The organism is Pseudomonas neuropathica, from assembly GCF_051174785.1.
Taxonomy (GTDB): Bacteria; Pseudomonadota; Gammaproteobacteria; order Pseudomonadales; family Pseudomonadaceae; genus Aquipseudomonas; species Aquipseudomonas neuropathica_A.
This window is the reverse complement of the sequence record NZ_CP195111.1, coordinates 1,299,272-1,317,851: the sequence shown is the minus strand read 5'-3', so window position 1 is coordinate 1,317,851 and position 18,580 is coordinate 1,299,272. Positions and strand designations below refer to the sequence as shown.

Annotated in this window: 19 protein-coding genes; 11 read left to right on the top strand and 8 right to left on the bottom strand. The window is 59.1% G+C overall.

The features are described from left to right. The first annotated feature begins 93 nt into the window (after nt 1–93). Nucleotides 94–1,557, top strand: a complete 1,464-nt coding sequence (locus ACRRSD_RS05965) for a glyceraldehyde-3-phosphate dehydrogenase (RefSeq protein WP_095189136.1) — start codon at nt 94–96, stop codon at nt 1,555–1,557. Nucleotides 1,558–1,728: 171 nt separating this feature from the next. Here the strand turns inward: ACRRSD_RS05965 and ACRRSD_RS05960 are convergent, their stop codons facing one another. Further along, nucleotides 1,729–3,030, bottom strand: coding sequence for an MFS transporter (locus ACRRSD_RS05960; RefSeq protein ID WP_435037487.1), 1,302 nt, complete (start codon nt 3,028–3,030; stop codon nt 1,729–1,731). Between the two features lie 116 nt (nt 3,031–3,146). On the opposite strand from ACRRSD_RS05960, the gene ACRRSD_RS05955 reads away from it, so the two are divergent. Beyond that, nucleotides 3,147–4,133 carry an FAD:protein FMN transferase gene (locus ACRRSD_RS05955; RefSeq protein WP_435037486.1) on the top strand — a complete coding sequence of 329 codons (987 nt, stop codon included), beginning with the start codon at nt 3,147–3,149 and terminating at the stop codon, nt 4,131–4,133. A 197-nt stretch (nt 4,134–4,330) separates the two neighbouring features. Then, entirely contained in the window at nt 4,331–5,725 is a 1,395-nt protein-coding gene (gene sthA, locus ACRRSD_RS05950) for a Si-specific NAD(P)(+) transhydrogenase (protein ID WP_016986738.1), read from the top strand. Between the two features lie 42 nt (nt 5,726–5,767). Here sthA and ACRRSD_RS05945 read toward each other — a convergent pair whose 3' ends face one another. Next, nucleotides 5,768–6,490, bottom strand: a complete 723-nt coding sequence (locus tag ACRRSD_RS05945; protein ID WP_435037485.1) for a glycerophosphodiester phosphodiesterase — start codon at nt 6,488–6,490, stop codon at nt 5,768–5,770. A 14-nt stretch (nt 6,491–6,504) separates the two neighbouring features. After that, entirely contained in the window at nt 6,505–7,086 is a 582-nt protein-coding gene (locus ACRRSD_RS05940) for a PilZ domain-containing protein (protein WP_038362242.1), read from the bottom strand. A 94-nt stretch (nt 7,087–7,180) separates the two neighbouring features. Between ACRRSD_RS05940 and ACRRSD_RS05935 the strand changes: the two genes are divergently transcribed. The 3 genes from ACRRSD_RS05935 to ACRRSD_RS05925 all read left to right on the top strand — a co-directional run bounded on the left by ACRRSD_RS05935 (nt 7,181) and on the right by ACRRSD_RS05925 (nt 10,430). Next, the gene (locus tag ACRRSD_RS05935; protein WP_435037484.1) at nt 7,181–8,431 is read left to right on the top strand and encodes a lipoprotein-releasing ABC transporter permease subunit; all 1,251 of its coding nucleotides are present in this window, start codon (nt 7,181–7,183) and stop codon (nt 8,429–8,431) included. Continuing rightward, nucleotides 8,424–9,122, top strand: coding sequence for a lipoprotein-releasing ABC transporter ATP-binding protein LolD (gene lolD, locus ACRRSD_RS05930; protein ID WP_435037483.1), 699 nt, complete (start codon nt 8,424–8,426; stop codon nt 9,120–9,122). The genes ACRRSD_RS05935 and lolD overlap by 8 nt, the downstream gene beginning before the upstream one ends. Before the next feature lie 63 nt (nt 9,123–9,185). Next, nucleotides 9,186–10,430 (top strand): lipoprotein-releasing ABC transporter permease subunit, encoded by a 1,245-nt coding sequence (locus tag ACRRSD_RS05925; protein ID WP_077573828.1) that lies wholly within the window; start codon nt 9,186–9,188, stop codon nt 10,428–10,430. 122 nt (nt 10,431–10,552) lie between these two features. Here the strand turns inward: ACRRSD_RS05925 and ACRRSD_RS05920 are convergent, their stop codons facing one another. Further along, nucleotides 10,553–11,902, bottom strand: coding sequence for a heavy metal sensor histidine kinase (locus ACRRSD_RS05920; RefSeq protein ID WP_435037482.1), 1,350 nt, complete (start codon nt 11,900–11,902; stop codon nt 10,553–10,555). After that, entirely contained in the window at nt 11,902–12,582 is a 681-nt protein-coding gene (locus ACRRSD_RS05915; protein WP_077573826.1) for a heavy metal response regulator transcription factor, read from the bottom strand. Before ACRRSD_RS05915 ends, ACRRSD_RS05920 begins: the two co-directional genes overlap by 1 nt. Before the next feature lie 164 nt (nt 12,583–12,746). On the opposite strand from ACRRSD_RS05915, the gene copI reads away from it, so the two are divergent. Further along, the gene (gene copI / locus ACRRSD_RS05910) at nt 12,747–13,274 is read left to right on the top strand and encodes a copper-resistant cuproprotein CopI (RefSeq protein ID WP_435037481.1); all 528 of its coding nucleotides are present in this window, start codon (nt 12,747–12,749) and stop codon (nt 13,272–13,274) included. Between the two features lie 61 nt (nt 13,275–13,335). Then, entirely contained in the window at nt 13,336–14,166 is an 831-nt protein-coding gene (gene queF / locus ACRRSD_RS05905) for an NADPH-dependent 7-cyano-7-deazaguanine reductase QueF (protein ID WP_435037480.1), read from the top strand. A 188-nt stretch (nt 14,167–14,354) separates the two neighbouring features. On the opposite strand, the gene ACRRSD_RS05900 is transcribed toward queF, so the two are convergent. Then, entirely contained in the window at nt 14,355–14,618 is a 264-nt protein-coding gene (locus tag ACRRSD_RS05900; RefSeq protein ID WP_435037479.1) for a DUF4404 family protein, read from the bottom strand. Nucleotides 14,619–14,726: 108 nt separating this feature from the next. Then, nucleotides 14,727–15,347, bottom strand: a complete 621-nt coding sequence (locus ACRRSD_RS05895) for an HAD family phosphatase (RefSeq protein ID WP_435037478.1) — start codon at nt 15,345–15,347, stop codon at nt 14,727–14,729. A 198-nt stretch (nt 15,348–15,545) separates the two neighbouring features. Here ACRRSD_RS05895 and ACRRSD_RS05890 point away from each other — a divergent pair, with 198 nt between their 5' ends. Continuing rightward, nucleotides 15,546–16,235 (top strand): MlaA family lipoprotein, encoded by a 690-nt coding sequence (locus tag ACRRSD_RS05890; protein ID WP_038362262.1) that lies wholly within the window; start codon nt 15,546–15,548, stop codon nt 16,233–16,235. A gap of 52 nt (nt 16,236–16,287) precedes the next feature. Here ACRRSD_RS05890 and ACRRSD_RS05885 read toward each other — a convergent pair whose 3' ends face one another. After that, nucleotides 16,288–16,587 (bottom strand): PilZ domain-containing protein, encoded by a 300-nt coding sequence (locus ACRRSD_RS05885; RefSeq protein WP_435037477.1) that lies wholly within the window; start codon nt 16,585–16,587, stop codon nt 16,288–16,290. A gap of 274 nt (nt 16,588–16,861) precedes the next feature. Between ACRRSD_RS05885 and rssB the strand changes: the two genes are divergently transcribed. Next, complete coding sequence (rssB, locus tag ACRRSD_RS05880) at nt 16,862–18,043, top strand: two-component system response regulator RssB (protein WP_122842790.1); 1,182 nt, start codon at nt 16,862–16,864, stop codon at nt 18,041–18,043. Beyond that, the gene (rssC, locus tag ACRRSD_RS05875) at nt 18,043–18,525 is read left to right on the top strand and encodes an anti-sigma factor antagonist RssC (protein WP_003226553.1); all 483 of its coding nucleotides are present in this window, start codon (nt 18,043–18,045) and stop codon (nt 18,523–18,525) included. The genes rssB and rssC overlap by 1 nt, the downstream gene beginning before the upstream one ends. Nucleotides 18,526–18,580 lie beyond the last annotated feature (55 nt).

The following is an 18,580-nucleotide window of genomic DNA, read 5'->3' as shown; positions in this document are numbered from 1 at the left end:
TTGAAAGGAATTTTGTTACCGATTTCGCGACAAGCGCGCATTGCTGAATGAGGTTGTGAGCGGCATAATGTAGCCCCTTTTTTCTGCCCCTACATGTGGAAGGTTACCGTGACTCAGAAGCCCGACCAGTGTCTTGGTGAATGGATCGACCGTGAAGCACTCGCAGAAGCGATGATTCCGCTTATCGGTCAGCTCTACCGCAATAACAACGTGGTGAGCTCGATCTATGGCCGCAGCCTGATCAACCAGTCTGTCATCGCGATTCTCAAAGCTCACCGCTTTGCGCGCCACCGTTCTTCCGACGACAGCGAACTCTCCGTCCACGAAACATTCCCACTGCTCAAAGCCATGAGCGAGCTCAAGCTCGGTGCGGCTTCGGTGGATCTGGGCAAGTTGGCGTTCAAATTCCGTAACGAAGGCAATGGCCGCAGCGCCGAGCAGTTCGTTCGTGAAGAAATGGCTGACGTGGTTGGCCAGCAAAACGCTTCCGCACGTAAAGGCACTGACGTTGTGCTGTACGGCTTCGGTCGTATCGGCCGTCTGCTGGCGCGCATCCTGATCGAGAAAACCGGTGGTGGCGACGGTCTGCGTCTGCGTGCCATCGTCGTGCGCAAAGGCGCCGACAACGACCTGACCAAACGCGCCAGCCTGCTGCGTCGCGATTCGGTACACGGTTCGTTCAACGGCACCATTACCATCGACGAAGAAAACAACACCATCACCGCCAACGGTAACCTGATCCAGGTCATCTACGCGAAGAACCCGACTGAAGTGGATTACACCCAGTACGGCATCAAAGACGCGCTGCTGGTGGACAACACCGGTGTATGGCGTGACGCCGATGGCCTGGGTCAGCACCTGGCCTGCCCGGGTATCGACCGCGTTGTTCTGACCGCACCTGGCAAGGGCAAGCTGAAGAACATTGTTCACGGCATCAACCACGGTGAAATCACCGCTGATGACAAGATCGTCTCCGCTGCTTCCTGCACCACCAACGCCATCGTGCCGGTGCTGAAGGCTGTGAATGACAAGTTCGGCATCATCAACGGTCACGTCGAAACCGTTCACTCGTACACCAACGACCAGAACCTGATCGACAACTTCCACAAGGGCGATCGCCGTGGTCGTAGCGCCGCACTGAACATGGTAATCACCGAGACCGGTGCTGCCACCGCTGCTGCCAAGGCCCTGCCTGAGCTGGCCGGCAAGCTGACCGGTAACGCGATCCGTGTTCCAACACCGAACGTGTCGATGGCCATTCTCAACCTCAACCTTGAGAAAGCCGCCACCCGTGAAGAGATGAACGAGTACCTGCGCTACATGGCGCTGCACTCCGATCTGCACAAGCAAATCGACTTCGTCAATTCGCAGGAAGTGGTTTCGACCGACTTCGTCGGCTCGCGCCACGCCGGTGTGGTCGACGCTGAGGCGACCATCGTTCAGGACAACCGCGTTGTTCTGTACGTCTGGTACGACAACGAGTTCGGCTACAGCTGCCAGGTGGTTCGCGTGATGGAAGACATGGCCGGTGTTAACCCGCCAGCGTTCCCGCGCTAAGCGATAGCTGCACATGAAAACGCCCCGGCTTTGGTCGGGGCGTTTTTGTTTGTGGGCCTTTTTTGAGCTGTGTTGTCAGTATCGGCCCCTTCGCGAGCAAGCTCGCTCCCACACTGGATCTATGTCGCTCAGAAAATCCCCTGTGGGAGCGAGCTTGCTCGCGAAGGCGATTTATCGGGCGCCGCCAGGGATGGCCGCCTGCGCCGTGCGCAGTTCATGCTTATTGCCCCGGAACAACACCAGCGTCGCAATCAACCCCAACACCGCCGCGCCACTGAGCCAGATCCCCGGCGCAGCCTTGTTATCCAGCACATGAATCAGATACGTGCACGCCGCCGGGGTAAACCCGCCGAACGTCGCTGTCGCCAGGCTGTAAGCCAGCGAGAAACCAGTCGTACGCACCTCTACCGGCATGATCTCGGTCAGCGCCACCACCATCGCGCCGTTGTACGAGCCGTAGAGGAACGACAACCACAACTCGACGATCAGCAAATGGCTGAAGCTCGGGTTCGCCACCAGCCACGACAGCGCCGGATATGCGGTGAGAATCGCCAGAATCGTCGCCGCCAGCAGTAGGGGTTTGCGTCCGATCTTGTCGGATACCGAGCCCATCACCGGCAACCAGAAGAAGTTCGACAGGCCGATGCACACCGTGACCAGCAACGCATCGAAGTCCGACAGGTGCAATTCAGCCTTGCCGAAGGTCGGGGTGTACGCGGTGATCAGGTAGAACGACACCGTGGTCATCACCACCAGCGCCATTCCAGCGATGACGATGCCAAAGTTCTGACCGATCGAGCGGACGATTTCCCGCAGGGTAGGGCGATGTTTTCTGGCCTGGAACTCCGGCGTTTCCTCCAGCGAGCGGCGAATGACAAAGATCACCGGCACAATCATGCAGCCGATCAGGAACGGCACGCGCCAGCCCCACTCACCCATTTGTTCCGGGCTCAGCCAGTGGTTGAGGCCGACCCCAAGAAGGCCGGCGAAGACCACTGCCGCTTGCTGACTCGCCGACTGCCAACTGACGAAGAAGCCCTTGCGGCCCGGTGTCGCGATCTCTGCCAGATACACCGATACACCGCCCAGCTCCACGCCGGCCGAGAAGCCTTGCAGCAAACGGCCAAACAGTACGAGCAGCGGTGCGGCAACGCCGAGGGTGGCGTAGCCCGGAACGCAGGCAATCAGTACCGTACCGGCGGCCATCAAGGCCAGCGTGATGATCAGCCCTTGGCGGCGGCCATGGCGGTCAATGTAAGCGCCGAGGAAAATCGCCCCCAATGGACGCATCAGAAAACCGGCACCGAAGGTCGCCAGCGCCAGCATCAGAGAAGCGAAGGCACTGTCCGTCGGGAAGAAGGTCTTGGCGATGGCCGTGGCGTAGAAGCCGTAGACCATGAAGTCGAACATTTCGAGAAAGTTGCCGCTGACAACGCGAAAGATCGCTTTGCCTTTGCCGGTCGTGGAGGACATTTCTAAGTACTCACTTTAAATCTTGTAAGAAAGCGTTTCGCTCGTGTCCCATAATGGCCGTCGCGGTTTTGCAGGGAGATGAATAATTGTTCACTGGACGATGGCGTGGGGTCGTGATGCTGGCTGGCTTTTTGGCCGGCTGCGGCAATGGCGATTCACTGGAAAGTTTCGGTGGTCCAACCATGGGCAGCACGTATTCGATCAAATACTTACGGCATGTGGGTGATCCCGACTCGTCGCAAGTTCGCAGCGAAGTGGAAGGCATCCTCGGCGAAGTCGACCAGCAGCTGTCCACCTATCGCAATGATTCAGACATCGAACGCTTCAACGCTTTGCCCGCCAATAGCTGTCAGAAGATGCCCGCGTCGGTGCTTGAATTGATCCGCGTTGGCGAACAACTCTCAGCGCAAAGCGAAGGTTCCTACGACCTCACCGTCGAACCGCTGATGAATCTCTGGGGCTTCGGCCCGCAAGGTCGTGAAGAGAAAGTCCCTGATGCCGCTGCGCTGGCCGAGGTGATGCATCGTGTCGGTCATCAGCATCTGCATATCAATGGTGATCAGTTGTGCAAGGACGCCGCCGTCGAGGTCGACTTCAACAGCATCGCCGCCGGTTATGCCGTCGACACTATTGCGGCACGGCTCGATGCCATGGGCATCCACGACTACCTCGCTGAAGCCACGGGTGAGTTAAAGGCAAAGGGTCGCAAGCTTGACGGCTCATCGTGGCGCATTGCTCTGGAAGAGCCCCGCGACGATCAGCAGGTCGCCGAGCGAATCATCAATGTCGACGGCAACAGCGTTTCCACCTCCGGCGATTACCGCAACTATTTCCTGCAGGACGGTCGGCGCTATTCCCACACCTTCGATGCCCGCACCGGTGCACCGGTCCTACACGATCTGGCGTCAGTCACGGTGATTCATCCTTCAGCGTTGATGGCCGATGGACTATCGACGCTGTTGCTGATTCTCGGCCCCGAAAGGGCGTGGGACTATGCCGAAAAACATGAGATTGGTGCATTCTTTGTTATTCGTGCCGATACAGGTTTTGTCATCCGCACCAGTCAGGCGTTCGAGCGCCTCAGTGGCGCAAAAACTGACTGAGAACAATACGAAAGCTGGCGTTGTAGTGCAGGCAAAAGTAGCCTACGACGCGACCAAGGGTTAATGTGCGCGGCGTTGACGCTTCTATAGACTGTGTCCGGGTTCTTGATTGACCCCCAATTGTTCCTTCGCGCCGCCGTTCGGCGTGATTTAGCCGCCGGTGCTGCTGGCATCGCGGCCTGTTCTGAGGAGTACGCATGGCTGTCTACAACTACGACGTGGTGGTGCTGGGTTCCGGCCCGGCGGGAGAAGGCGCGGCAATGAACGCCGCCAAAGCAGGGCGCAAGGTCGCGATGGTCGACAGCCGTCGCCAGGTCGGCGGCAACTGCACCCACCTCGGCACCATTCCGTCCAAGGCACTGCGTCACTCGGTGCGGCAGATCATGCAGTTCAACACTAATCCTATGTTCCGGGCGATCGGCGAGCCACGCTGGTTCTCCTTCCCGGACGTATTGAAAAGCGCCGAGAAAGTCATTTCCAAACAAGTCGCTTCGCGCACTGGCTACTACGCCCGTAACCGCGTCGACGTGTTCTTCGGCACCGGCAGCTTCGCCGACGAGCAAACCATCGAAGTGGTCTGCGCCAACGGTGTGGTCGAGAAACTGGTGGCCAAGCACATCATCATCGCCACCGGTTCGCGCCCGTATCGCCCGGCGGACATCGATTTTCACCACCCGCGTATCTACGATAGCGACACTATCCTCAGCCTCAACCACACCCCGCGCAAACTGATTGTTTACGGTGCCGGCGTGATCGGTTGCGAATACGCGTCGATCTTCAGCGGTCTGGGTGTGCTGGTTGAGCTGGTCGATAACCGTGGTCAGTTGCTGAGCTTCCTCGACTCGGAAATCTCCCAGGCGTTGAGCTATCACTTCAGCAACAACAACATCACCGTGCGCCACAACGAAGATTACGATCGCGTTGAAGGCGTCGACAACGGCGTGATTCTGCACCTCAAGTCTGGCAAGAAGATCAAGGCCGACGCCTTGCTCTGGTGCAATGGTCGTACCGGTAACACCGACCAGTTGGGCCTGGAAAACATCGGCGTCAAGGTCAACAGTCGTGGCCAGATCGAAGTCGACGAGGCTTACCGCACCTGCGTGCCGAACATCTACGGCGCCGGTGACGTGATCGGCTGGCCGAGCCTGGCCAGTGCCGCCCACGACCAGGGTCGTTCGGCTGCTGGCAGCATTGTTGATAACGGTAGCTGGCGCTTTGTGAATGACGTGCCGACCGGCATCTACACCATTCCGGAGATCAGCTCGATCGGTAAGAATGAGCAGGAACTGACCCAGGCCAAAGTGCCGTATGAAGTGGGCAAGGCGTTCTTCAAGAGCATGGCCCGAGCGCAGATCGCCGGCGAGCCGCAAGGCATGCTGAAGATCCTGTTCCACCGTGAAACCCTGGAAGTGCTGGGCGTTCATTGCTTCGGTTATCAGGCGTCGGAGATCGTCCACATCGGTCAGGCGATCATGAGCCAGCCGGGTGAACTGAACACGCTGAAGTACTTCGTCAACACGACGTTCAACTACCCGACCATGGCTGAAGCCTATCGGGTAGCGGCGTACGACGGCCTCAACCGGCTTTTTTGACGGGCTCCGGCCGGTGGCCTGAGCCGGCCGGGGAGACCGATTTCAGCAATTCTCGAGGGTGGCAGTGGCCAAACCGGGAAAGTCTGTAATCAGGCTGTCAACGCCGAAGTCGGCGAGTCTGCGCATCAGCGCAGGCTCGTTGACGGTCCACACCGACACATGCAGGCCCTGACGCTGCGCCTTCTGCAGGCGTTCCGGCGTACACAGCGTCCAGTTCAGCGCAAGAATCTCACAGCCATAGCTGGCCGCGACCTTCAACGGGTCGAGCCAGGCGTACTCGGCGACCAGCCCGCGCGACACATCCGGCACCAGCTCCAGCGCTGCTTTCAGCACTTCCCGCGAACTCGAGGTGATCGTCACCTTGTCGAGCAGGCCATGCCGTTGGGCCATTTCACGAATCGCCAGCACCGTGGTTGCCGCGCGAGTGCGTGAAGCGCTTTTGACCTCCAGCTGCCAGTGATCGAAATCACATTTCTCGAACAGTTCTTCCAGCGTCGGAATCGGGCACGGTTTGATCCAGCCAGGACCGCCCTTGCGCGCGTCGTAAGTCACCAGCTCGGCCGCAGTGTGCTCGACGACCTTGCCACGCCGTTCCGTGGTGCGCTTCAGGGTCGGGTCGTGGATGACCATCAGCTCGCCGTCCTTGGACAGGTGCAGATCCAGTTCGCAACGGCGCACGCCGTGCTTGAGACATTCCTGAAAACTGCTCAGGGTGTTTTCCGGTGCTTCGCCCTTGGCGCCGCGGTGGCCGTAGATGAGGGTCACGGTTCTTCCTTAAATTAAATGCCTGATTCGTTCTGTTCGCGGGCCAGACGTCGTTCCTGTGCCTGCTTCTGCAAGATATAGCGGGCGAGCAACTGGCGCTGGGCGTCGGTCAAGTGTTCGAACTCGGTGCCGATGTCGTAGCCTTCGCCCTTGCGGTCGCAATGGGTCACGCGGGCGCGCAGCAGCAGGCCGAGCGCTTGCGGCATCAGCACCAGTTTCACCGACAGGTGTGCGCCGGTGGCAATCGGCGTCGGGTACTGAAAGTCGATCCCGCCTTCGGAGATGATCACCGGTTGCGGCTCGCCGATATGGCCGAGCACGGTCAGGGCGACCACCTGGCTGAGCAGGTCGATGCGTTTGTTCTGCGATTTCAGAAACGCAGCAATGGCCCGATCGCGCTCGCTGATCTGGCGCAACAGGTGCTGCGACTCGAATTCGCTCAGGTGCAGTTCGCTGAGCAGGTTGAACAGTGGAGAAGCATCCTGCAACACTTCCTGGCCTGCGGCTTCGGGAGCAGACAGGGGCCGAATTTCCAGTGCGATCGTGTCCTCGATACGGTAGTATTCGCGGCGATCTTCTTCATCTAATGTCGACATGGCGAACCCATGGTAGCGGCGGTGGTCTGAGTGTAAAGCTGGTTATCGACCCCCGCCACAAGGACGTTCCTTTTCCCTCCGAACAAGCCCCGACATGTTCAGACCTCTCTTCGTATTTATCGGCACGCGTTATACCCGTGCAAAGCGTCGCAATCATTTTGTGTCATTCATTTCCCTGACTTCGATGATCGGGCTCGCCCTTGGCGTGGTCGTGATGATCGTCGTGCTGTCGGTGATGAATGGCTTCGATCATGAGATGCGCACCCGCGTGCTGGGCATGGTGCCCCACGCGACCATTGAATCCACTGAGCCGATCAACGATTGGCAAAGCCTCGCGACCCAGGTCAAGCAGAACCCACAGGTGACGGCGGTTGCGCCGTTTACGCAGATGCAGGGCCTGCTGACCAATAACGGTCAGGTGTCCAAGGTGTTGCTCAACGCCATCGACCCTGCGCTCGAGCGCAACGTGTCGATCATCGACAACTTCATGAAGCAGGGCAAACTCGACGATCTGACGCCGGGCAGCTTCGGCATCGTCATCGGCGACAAGGCCGCGACCAAGCTCGGCGTGGGCATCGGTGACAAAGTCACCTTCGTCGCGCCGGAGGTCAGCGTGACCCCGGCCGGGATGTTTCCGCGCATGAAGCGCTTCACCGTGGTCGGCATTTTCCATGTCGGCGCTGGCGAACTCGACGGCTATCTGGGCGTGACCAACCTGCAGGATCTGGCGAAGATGCACCGCTGGAAGCCTGATCAGGTGCAGGGCATCCGCCTGAAGTTCGACGACCTGTTCCAGGCGCCGCGCGTAGCATGGAACATCGCCCAGCAACTCGGCGAAGACCATTACTACGCCCGCGACTGGACGCGCACCCACGGCAATCTGTATCAGGCGATCCGCATGGAAAAAGCCATGATCGGTCTGCTGTTGCTGCTGATTGTCGCCGTGGCGGCGTTCAACATCATTTCCACGCTGGTAATGGTGGTGAACGACAAGAAGGGTGACATCGCCATTCTGCGCACCTTGGGCGCGACGCCGGGCACGATCATGCGCACGTTCATGGTGCAGGGCACGGTGATTGGCGTGGTCGGCACGGCGATTGGCGCGGTGGCCGGTATTTTCGCCGCGCTCAACGTCAGCGCTGCGATCTCGGCACTGGAAGGCCTGATCGGCCACAAATTCCTTAATGCTGACGTGTATTTCATTGATTATCTTCCGTCGCAGGTGCAGAGCCAGGATGTCGTCATGGTCTGCGCCGCTGCGTTGGTCCTGAGTTTCCTCGCCACCCTGTATCCCGCCTGGCGTGCCGCGCGCACCCAGCCGGCGGAGGCGCTACGTTATGAGTGAGTCGGGCATGAGTGAACAAGCAATCTTGAGCTGCCGCAACCTGGGCAAATCCTACGAGGAAGGCCCGGAATCGGTAGAAGTACTGTCCGGCCTGCAACTGGAGTTGCACCCGGGCGAGCGTGTCGCGATCGTCGGCACCTCGGGTTCGGGCAAAAGTACATTGCTCAACCTGTTGGGCGGTCTTGATACGCCGACCAAGGGCAGCGTCTGGCTCGACGGTGAAGAGCTGTCGGCACTGAGCGAGAAGAAGCGTGGTCTGCTGCGTAACCGTGCGCTCGGTTTCGTGTATCAGTTTCACCACTTGCTGCCGGAATTCACTGCGCTGGAAAACGTCTGCATGCCGCTGTTGATCGGCAAGACGCCGATCCCGGAAGCCCGTCAGCGTGCCACGGCACTGCTGGAGCGCGTCGGCCTCGGCCATCGCCTGGAACACAAACCGGCGGAACTGTCCGGTGGTGAACGTCAGCGTGTGGCCATCGCCCGTGCGCTGGTGAACAAGCCAGGCCTGGTGATGCTCGACGAGCCGACCGGCAACCTCGACTCGCACACCGCGCAAGGCATTCAGGATTTGATGCTGGAACTCAGCACCTCGATGCGCACGGCGTTCCTGGTGGTGACCCACGACATGAACCTGGCCCGCCAGATGGATCGCGTACTGCACCTGCAAGAAGGTTGCCTCACGCCTATCTGATTGGCTGAAACCCGGCGCCTGCAAAGGCGTCGGGTCTTTTATTTTTATACGGTGCCCCAGCGAATGTTCAGACCGTTATCGATCTTTATCGGCACGCGCTATACCCGCGCCAAGCGCCGCAATCGCTTTGTTTCGTTTATCTCGATGACCTCGATGATCGGCCTCGCCCTCGGCGTGCTGGCGATGATTGTGGTGTTGTCGGTGATGAACGGCTTCCAGCGCGAAATGAGCTCGCGCATCCTCGGCATGGTGCCGCACGCGACCATCGTTGGCGTCAAGCCGATCGATGACTGGCAGCCAGTGGCCGCCGCCGCAATGAAAAATCCTGAAGTGACTGCCGCCGTGCCGTTCACTGAGATGGAAGGCATGCTGTCCTACAAGGGCTTGATGCAGCCGATTCAGATCAGCGGCGTCGATCCGGCGCAGGAAGGCAAGGTCTCCATCGTTGCCCAGCACATTGTGCAGGGCCGTCTGGATGCCTTGAAGCCGGGCGAGTTCGGCGTGGTGATTGGCGAAATCACCGCGCGACGTTTCCGCCTCAACGTCGGCGACAAGATCACCCTGATCGTCCCGGAAGTCAGCACCGCGCCGGGTGGCATCACCCCGCGTATGCAGCGACTGAACGTGGTCGGCGTGTTCAAGGTTGGCGCTGAACTTGACGGCTCGATGGGGCTGATCCACGTCGCCGATGCCGCGACCATGCAGCACTGGGAGCCGAATCAGGTGCAGAGCGTGCGTCTGGCGGTGAAAGACCTGTACGCCGCACCGAAAGTCTCCTCGGACATCGCCGCCGGGTTGGGCGCCGAGTTCAAGGCTGACGACTGGACCCACACTCAGGGCAGTCTGTTCAGCGCGATGAAAATGGAAAAAACCATGATCGGCCTGCTGTTGCTGATGATCGTCGCGGTGGCGGCGTTCAACATCATCGCGACCCTGATCATGGTAGTGAACGACAAGGGCGCGGACATCGCGATCCTGCGCACCATTGGCGCCACGCCACGGCAGATCATGGCGATCTTCATGGTGCAGGGCACGGTGATCGGTATTGTCGGCACGATCATTGGCGGCGTGCTGGGCGTGATCGCCGCGCTTAATGTCAGTCAGATCGTCGGCTGGATCGAGCGAGTCAGCGGGCAGCACATCTTCAGTTCGGATGTGTATTTCGTCAGCAATTTGCCGTCGGAATTGCAGGCTGGGGATGTGCTGTTGATCTGCTCGGCGGGCTTTATTCTGAGCTTCCTGGCGACGGTATATCCGGCCTGGCGGGCGGCGAAGATCGAGCCGGCTCACGCGCTGAGATATTCCTGAGTTTCAAGTCCGTCTTCGCGAGCAAGCTCGCTCCCACAGGGTTTTGGGTCGTTCACAAATTGTGGTTCAACTCGATACCTGTGGGAGCGAGCTTGCTCGCGAAGGGGCCTGTATGGCTGGCCTCAATCTCCCTTGGGCAGCTCGATTACAAACCGCGTCCATCCCGCTTCGGATTCGCAATGAATCTGCCCACCATGGGCCCGGACAATCGACTGCGTAATCGCCAATCCCAACCCCGCATGCTCACTGCTACCTTCCTGCCGCGCCGGATCAGCCCGATAAAAGCGGTCGAACAAGCGTGGTAGCAACTCCGCAGAAATCCCTTCGCCACTGTTCTCGACTGAAATACGCACAGCGCTCGCTTGATCAACGATCCGCAAGCTCACATAGCCCTCAGCCGGGGTAAACCGCAGCGCGTTATCCAGCAGATTCGATAAGGCCCGGCGCAACATACTGCGATCACCCTCGATCCGCGCAGTGCCCTCACGACTCAGCTTGACCCTGGCGTCCTCCGCCAGTGGCGCAAAAAACTCCAGCAGCACATCGGTCTCATCCGCCAACGCCAAGGGTTCACGCTTGGGCATCAGCAAACCGTGATCAGCCTTGGCCAGGTACAACATGTCGTTGACCAGTTGCGCCATCCATTGCAGCTCTTCGAGGTTGCTGTGCAGCGCTTCACGGTAATCCTCGATCGGCCGTGGGCGGGTGAGGGTGACCTGTGTGTGGGTCAGCAGGTTCGAGAGCGGGGTGCGCAGTTCATGGGCGATGTCAGCGGAAAACGCCGAGAGCCGCTGAAACGAGTCATCCAGGCGTGCGAGCATGGCGTTGAAGCTGTGAGCCATTTCCGCAAGCTCGGGCGGAATTTGCGCTTCCGGCAGTCGGGCATTCAACGATTGAGCGGAGATCCCACGGGCGACTGCACTCATGCGTCGCAATGGCCGCAAGCCGCTGCGTGCGGCCCAGGCACCGAGCAAAGCGGTGGCCAGTGCTGACAGCCCGACCGTCAGCCAGATCAGATGCTGCATGCGTTGCAGGAAATGCTGGTGATGGGTGATGTCCAGCAGCAAGGTCAATCGCGGCGAGTCGGTTTGGTCCGGGTAGAGCGGGGCGTTGAGCACGCGATAGTCGGTGCCGGCATGACTCACGGTCGACAGGCCGGATTGTGGCGGCAAATCCTCGGGAATCTGCGTCGAACTGTCGTACCAGCGTTGGCCGTCGCCGCCAGTGATGCGCAGCGACAGATCGGCCTGACGGCTCAGCTCATCTGCCAGCCGCGCCTCACGTTGAGCGGGTTGAAGATTCTGCAAGGCGCGGCGCAGGCCGATCAGTTTGCCGTCCAGTTGCTGTTGGTCGAGTTCGATAAAGTGCGCTTCGCTGGCGCGGTTGAACAATACCCCGGCGAACAGCGAAACCACGGCGGTGCAGGCGGCAAACAACAGGGCCAGGCGCGAACTCAGAGACAAACGACGCATCAGGCGCCACGCTCTTCGAGCACGTAACCCATGCCGCGCACGGTGTGGATCAGTTTATTGGGAAATTCGTCGTCGATCTTCAGGCGCAAACGGCGGATCGCGACTTCGATGACGTTGGTATCGCTGTCGAAATTCATGTCCCAGACTTGCGAAGCGATCAGCGATTTCGGCAGCACTTCGCCCTGGCGACGCAGGAGCATCTCCAATAGTGCGAATTCCTTGGCGGTCAGGTCGATGCGCTGGCCGCTGCGTTCGACCCGACGGCGAATCAGATCCAGACGCAAGTCAGCCAATTGCAGGCTGGTTTCCTGCGGCGTGGCGCTGCCACGACGCAACAGGCTGCGCACCCGCGCCAGCAACTCGGAGAAAGCGAAAGGCTTGACCAGATAGTCGTCGGCGCCGAGTTCGAGGCCATGAACCCTGTCTTCCACGGCGTCTTTGGCCGTGAGAAAAAGTACCGGCGTATCCAGCCCGGCGCTGCGCACCGCGTGCAGAATCTGCCAGCCACTGCGACCGGGCAACATCACGTCAAGGATCAGCAGCGCGTAATCACCGCTCAGCGCCAGTTGTTGACCGCTGTTGCCGTCGGCCACCAGTTCCGTGTTGAACCCGGCCTCGGTCAGGCCTTGGCGCAGGTATTGGCCGGTTTTCGCTTGGTCTTCGACGATCAACAGTTTCATGGGCAACTCGGGTTTGTTCGGGGGGTAGAAACGAAAGCTTTATACCGTGAGCGCAGGCGACAAACGCCAACCTGACAAAGTTGTAATCTGCCTGTCAGGTAGATGCCAGCGCAGGCCGGCTAAAGTTTCCCACAGGCTGAACCTTATCTTGTTGGAGAACGACCATGTTTTTACGCCAATCGCTGGCCATCTGTTTTTTGGCAATGAGTTCGACGGCGTTTGCAGCTCCCGCGCACACCTATGATTTCGGCCAGCCAGCACCGGCCGCCAAAGCCTCGCGCAGCATTGAAGTGGTGATGGGCGATATGTCCTTCGATCCCAAGGCGATTCAGATCAAGGCCGGTGAGACCGTTCGCTTTGTGCTGGTGAATAAAGGCCAGTTGTTGCACGAATTCAACCTCGGTGACGCGGCAATGCACGCCAGACACCAGCAGGAAATGTTGCAGATGCAGCAAAGCGGCATGCTTACGCCTACCGGCATGAAGGAAATGTCCCACGATATGGCCGGCATGGATCACGCAGCAATGGGCCATGGCATGAAGCACGATGATCCGAACAGCGTGTTGGTCGAGCCGGGCAAAACTGCCGAGTTGACCTGGACCTTCAGCAAGGCCACCAGTCTGGAATTTGCCTGCAATATTCCCGGGCATTATCAGGCGGGCATGGTCGGCAAACTGACGGTCAGTCAGTAAGCACTCAAAGGCGCGGGCAAAGGCTGGTAGAATCCGCTGATTATTCAGTCAGGTTTCCGCCATGCATCCCGCAGCCGAACATTCGCCGCTGGGCAAATCCAGCGAATACATCGCCACTTACACGCCGTCCCTGCTGTTCCCGATTCCGCGCACCGCGAAATGGGCCGAGCTGGGCCTGACCGCCGAAACCCTGCCGTATAAAGGTGTGGATTTCTGGAACTGCTTCGAGCTGTCGTGGCTGCTGCCGTCGGGTAAGCCGGTGGTGGCGATCGGCGAATTCAGCATTCCGGCGGATTCGCCGAACATCATCGAATCGAAGTCGTTCAAGCTGTATTTGAACTCGCTGAACCAGACCGCGTTTGCCGACGTCACTTCTTTGGAAGCAACGCTGGTCAAGGACCTTTCTGCTGCTGCCGGCAAACCGGTGGGCGTGCGGGTACGCAGTCTGAAAGACGTGGAAGCGGAAGGCGTCGTGGCGCTGCCCGGCGTGTGCATCGACGATCTGGATATCAGCGTCAGCAACTATGAGCATCCGCGCCCGGAATTGCTGCGTTGCGATGAATCGCGGATTGTTGAGGAGACGGTGTATAGCCATCTGCTCAAATCCAACTGCCCGGTGACCAGTCAGCCGGACTGGGGCAGCGTTGTGGTGGAGTACCGTGGTTCGGCGCTGGATCATGCGAGTCTGCTCGAATACATCGTCAGCTTCCGCCAGCACTCGGACTTCCATGAGCAGTGTGTGGAGCGGATTTTCCTCGACTTGCAGCGCTTGTTGAAACCAGAAAAGCTCACCGTATTTGCACGTTACGTGCGTCGCGGTGGTCTGGATATCAATCCGTATCGCAGCACCGAAAACGTACAGCTGCCGAACCATCGGCTCGTGCGTCAATAAATATCCAGAATGTGCGATATCCAATGTGGGAGCGAGCCTGCTCGCGAATACGGTGTGTCATTCAAGGATGATGTCGACTGAAACGACGCCTCCGCGAGCAAGCTCGCTCCCACAGGGACTGTGTTTCAAGCACCGGAAATGAAAAAGCCCTGCCAGTGATGGCAGGGCTTTTTTGTATTTCGGAAATCTTAAATTCCCATGCTGACCAGCGACTGCACAATGTTGCGCAGGGTGCCGGCAATGGCCGGATGTTCGAGTTCGAAGCGATCAACAGCCAGATTGACGCCATCGGCGAGGCTGGCATCTTTGGTCTTGGTTTCGAGTTCAAGTTCCAGTTCAATCTGCGCCATCAGCGCATGCAAATCCTCACGCTCGGCTTCCGACAGCGGCGGATTCTGCTCCAGTTGCTCGCGCAGGGCATTCAGCTGTTTTTGCAGTTCTTGGGCGGGCATGGTGTTTTCCTTTTATCAATAGGCACTGGCATTGACCGCAGCCGCGCGCCAAAGGTCTATGGCTGACCTTTAGATTAATCCACTCCCGGTAAACCTGCATGATCCCGATCAGGGCTTTTCGCCTTTGAGGCGGCGCAGGCTGATGTCGGCCAGGCAAGTGTCGAGTTCGCCCAGATGATCGATCACCGAATGCACGCCCAGCCCGAATAACTGCACGGTCGCCTTGCCACGCAGTTGTTCGCGTTCTCTCTGGCTCAAGGCTTGCCATTCGCCCGGTGCCAGGCCGCACAGCGATCCGCAGGAGGCGAGGCCGATAGTCCACAGCCCGGCGTTCAGGCCGGCCTGCAGCAGGCGCGGTTCGCCACTGACCAGCACGCAGCCGTCCAGACAACCGACGTCCAGGTCCATCAAGGCTTGCCAGCAGGCATTCGGCGCAGGCCACGGATTGAGTGTTGCCGAATGTTGCGCGGGTTTGATTGACGCCGGCAGTGAGGCCGACAACGATTGGGCGAGGGCAGGGGGCAGTTCATCCAGCCAGGCGCAGGGAATCTGCTGGCGCTGCAAACTTCGCAGACTGTCGAGCGCGCCCGGCGTGGCCTCGGCATATTCGGGGCGGGCGACGGTATTTAGACGAGCGCGAGCACCGAAATCCACCAGACAACCGCTGAGTCCAAACAGTACGGCGGTCAGGCTGGACGCGGCGACGGGCAAGGTTTCGGCGTGTGTCATGGCAGCGTCCCTGAAATAGCGACAAGGCTAGTCATTGCAGGTGACAGTTGCGTGACGGCTATGTGAACCGCTGCGTGGGAGGGGTCCTACAACTTTGCACAATTGGCCGACTGCCCAAACGGGCTTTTGCGCTTATACTAGCGGCCTTAATGCCCGGGCCCCGATGTCCGCGACAGTACAAATCCAAGGAGTTTTTCTATGCGCTGGAGCTATCCGCTCGCTCAGCTAAGTGTATGTGCCGGCCTGTTGCTGGCGCCGTTCGCCACTCAGGCGGCAACGGAAGAAGACCCTTGGGAAAGCGTCAACCGCCCGATTTTCCAGTTCAACGACTTCGTTGACACCTACGCTCTGAAGCCATTGGCGCAGGGCTATGAGTTTGTCACGCCGCAGTTCCTTGAAGATGGCATCCACAACATGTTCCGCAACGTCGGTGACGTCACCAACCTTGCCAACAACATCCTGCAAGCCAAACCGGCTGCCGCGGGTGTCGACACGGCGCGCCTGATCTTCAACACCACGTTCGGTCTGCTCGGCTTCTTCGATGTCGGCACCAAGATGGGCCTGAACCGTAGCGACGAAGACTTCGGTCAGACCCTCGGTTACTGGGGCGTAGGTAGCGGTCCGTACGTGATGCTGCCACTTATGGGTCCAAGCACGTTGCGCGATGCGCCGTCCAAGTACGTCGACAGCTACACCGGTATGTACCGCTACATCGACCACGTGCCTACGCGTAACTCGATCTTCGGTCTGAACATCGTCGACACCCGCGCCAGCCTGCTGTCGAGCGAGAAGCTGATCAGCGGCGACAAGTACACCTTCATCCGCAACGCTTACTTGCAGAACCGCGAGTTCAAAGTGAAGGATGGCCAGGTCGAAGATGATTTTTAATCTCGACCGGTAAAAAGACAGGCGACCTCCGGGTCGCCTTTTTTGTGTGTAGCTATTTCATCTTCAGAATGGTCAGACCGAGCTTCTGGCCGCCACCGTCCTGTGACCTGACCCAGACCACTTCAGTGTCGGCTTCAAGCCCACTGAGCGCAGCGTGTTCGGAGTCGATGCGAACGCTCAAACGGTCGCCGACCGCGAACTGGCGCGGCGCTTCGACTTGCATGCCACTGCTGGAGAGATCGATGCACACCCCTGAAATCTGATCGCCTTCATGAATCAGCACGACATCGGCATCGACCCGCATGCGGATGAAATCGCGCTTTTCACTGTAGTCCCGACTGGTTTGGCTCATAGGTTCGTCCTTCCATTGGGTTACGGTTTGAGCTGTTCTTATAACTCTCGGTGATTTGACAAGTAAAGTCGTCAAGCGACCATCGGCGCATGCTTGAAACGCTCTGCGGATGGGAGTACCGTCTGCGCCTTAGAAGGGCACCTCTGGTGTAACCGCGTTTGCAGCCAATGCTCGAAAGCGGTGCAGCAGAGAGGCTAGAAAGCGAATCCAGTAGTCTGCGCAGGGCCCGATGCCCCGCAACTACGCCAACCTAATTCTGGCGCCGTTTGCCCACATGCCAAAAACCAGTGCCACGCTGCTGATAATCGATGATGACGAAGTAGTGCGCGCGAGCCTCGCGGCCTATTTGGAAGACAGTGGTTTCAGCGTCCTGCAGGCCAGTAATGGTCAACAGGGTCTTCAGGTATTCGAGCAAGACACGCCCGACCTGGTCATCTGCGATCTGCGCATGCCGCAGATGGGCGGTCTCGAACTGATCCGTCAGGTCACCGAGCGGTCACCGCAGACGCCGGTCATCGTGGTGTCGGGTGCCGGCGTGATGAACGACGCGGTCGAGGCCCTGCGCCTGGGCGCGGCGGATTACCTGATCAAGCCTCTCGAAGATCTGGCTGTGCTCGAGCACTCTGTGCGCCGGGCCCTGGATCGTGCGCGCCTGCTGGTGGAAAACCAGCGCTACCGCGAGAAGCTGGAAAAGGCCAACCGCGAGCTTGAGGCCAGCCTCAACCTGCTCCAGGAAGACCAGAATGCCGGTCGCCAGGTGCAGATGAACATGCTGCCGGAAAGCCCGTGGAGCATCGACGAGTTCAGGTTTGCGCATCAGATCATCCCGTCGCTGTATCTGTCGGGTGATTTTGTCGACTATTTCCGTGTCGATGATCGCCGGGTCGCCTTTTACCTGGCGGACGTATCCGGTCATGGCGCCTCTTCAGCATTCGTTACCGTGCTGTTGAAGTTCATGACCACGCGCCTGCTGTTCGAATCCAAGCGCAACGGCACCTTGCCGGAATTCAAGCCTTCGGAAGTCCTTGGTCATATCAACCGGGGGCTGATCAGTTGTAAGCTGGGTAAACACGTCACAATGGTCGGTGGAGTCATCGACGAGGAGACCGGTTTGTTGACCTATAGCATCGGCGGCCATCTGCCGTTGCCAGTGTTGTACACGCCTGACAGTGTTCGTTATCTCGAAGGGCGTGGTCTGCCGGTGGGGCTCTTCAATGAAGCCACCTACGAAGATCACGTGCTTGAGCTGCCGCCGACGTTCAGCCTGACGCTGATGTCCGATGGCATTCTGGATCTTTTGCCAGAACCTACGCTCAAAGAAAAAGAAGCCGCTTTGCCTCAACGGGTGAAGTCGGCGGGCGGCAGCCTGGATGGTCTGCGGCAAGTGTTTGGATTGGCCACGCTAGGGGAGATGCCGGATGATATCGCCCTGTTGGTGTTGAGCAGGAATCTTTAATGAGTACCGGTAGAATCCAGTTCGCCGAGCAGGACGGCACCTTTGTCCTGAAGTTCGTCGGTGAAGTTCGCCTGACCCTGTGTTCGGCGTTGGATGCGACTATTGAGAAAATCTTCACCGCGCTGAATTTCAACGCGATCGTGATCGATTTGACCGAAACCCGCAGCATCGACAGCACGACGTTGGGCCTGTTGGCCAAACTGTCGATCCTGTCGCGGCAGAAGGTCGGCCTGCTGCCGACCGTCGTCACCACCCACGAAGACATCACCCGTCTGTTGCAATCTATGGGTTTCGAGCAGGTGTTCAACATCGTCAACCACCCGGTGCCGTGCCCGGAGTGCCTGGACGACCTGCCGGATCAGGACCAGTCGGAAGAAGTAGTGCGGATCAAGGTGCTCGAAGCGCACAAGATCCTCATGGGTCTGAACGATTCCAATCGTGAAGCGTTCCATGATCTGGTGAATGCCCTCGAGCGGCATTAAGTGATGCCGACCGGACGGGCCTCATCGCGAGCAGGCTCGCTCCCACACTGACGCG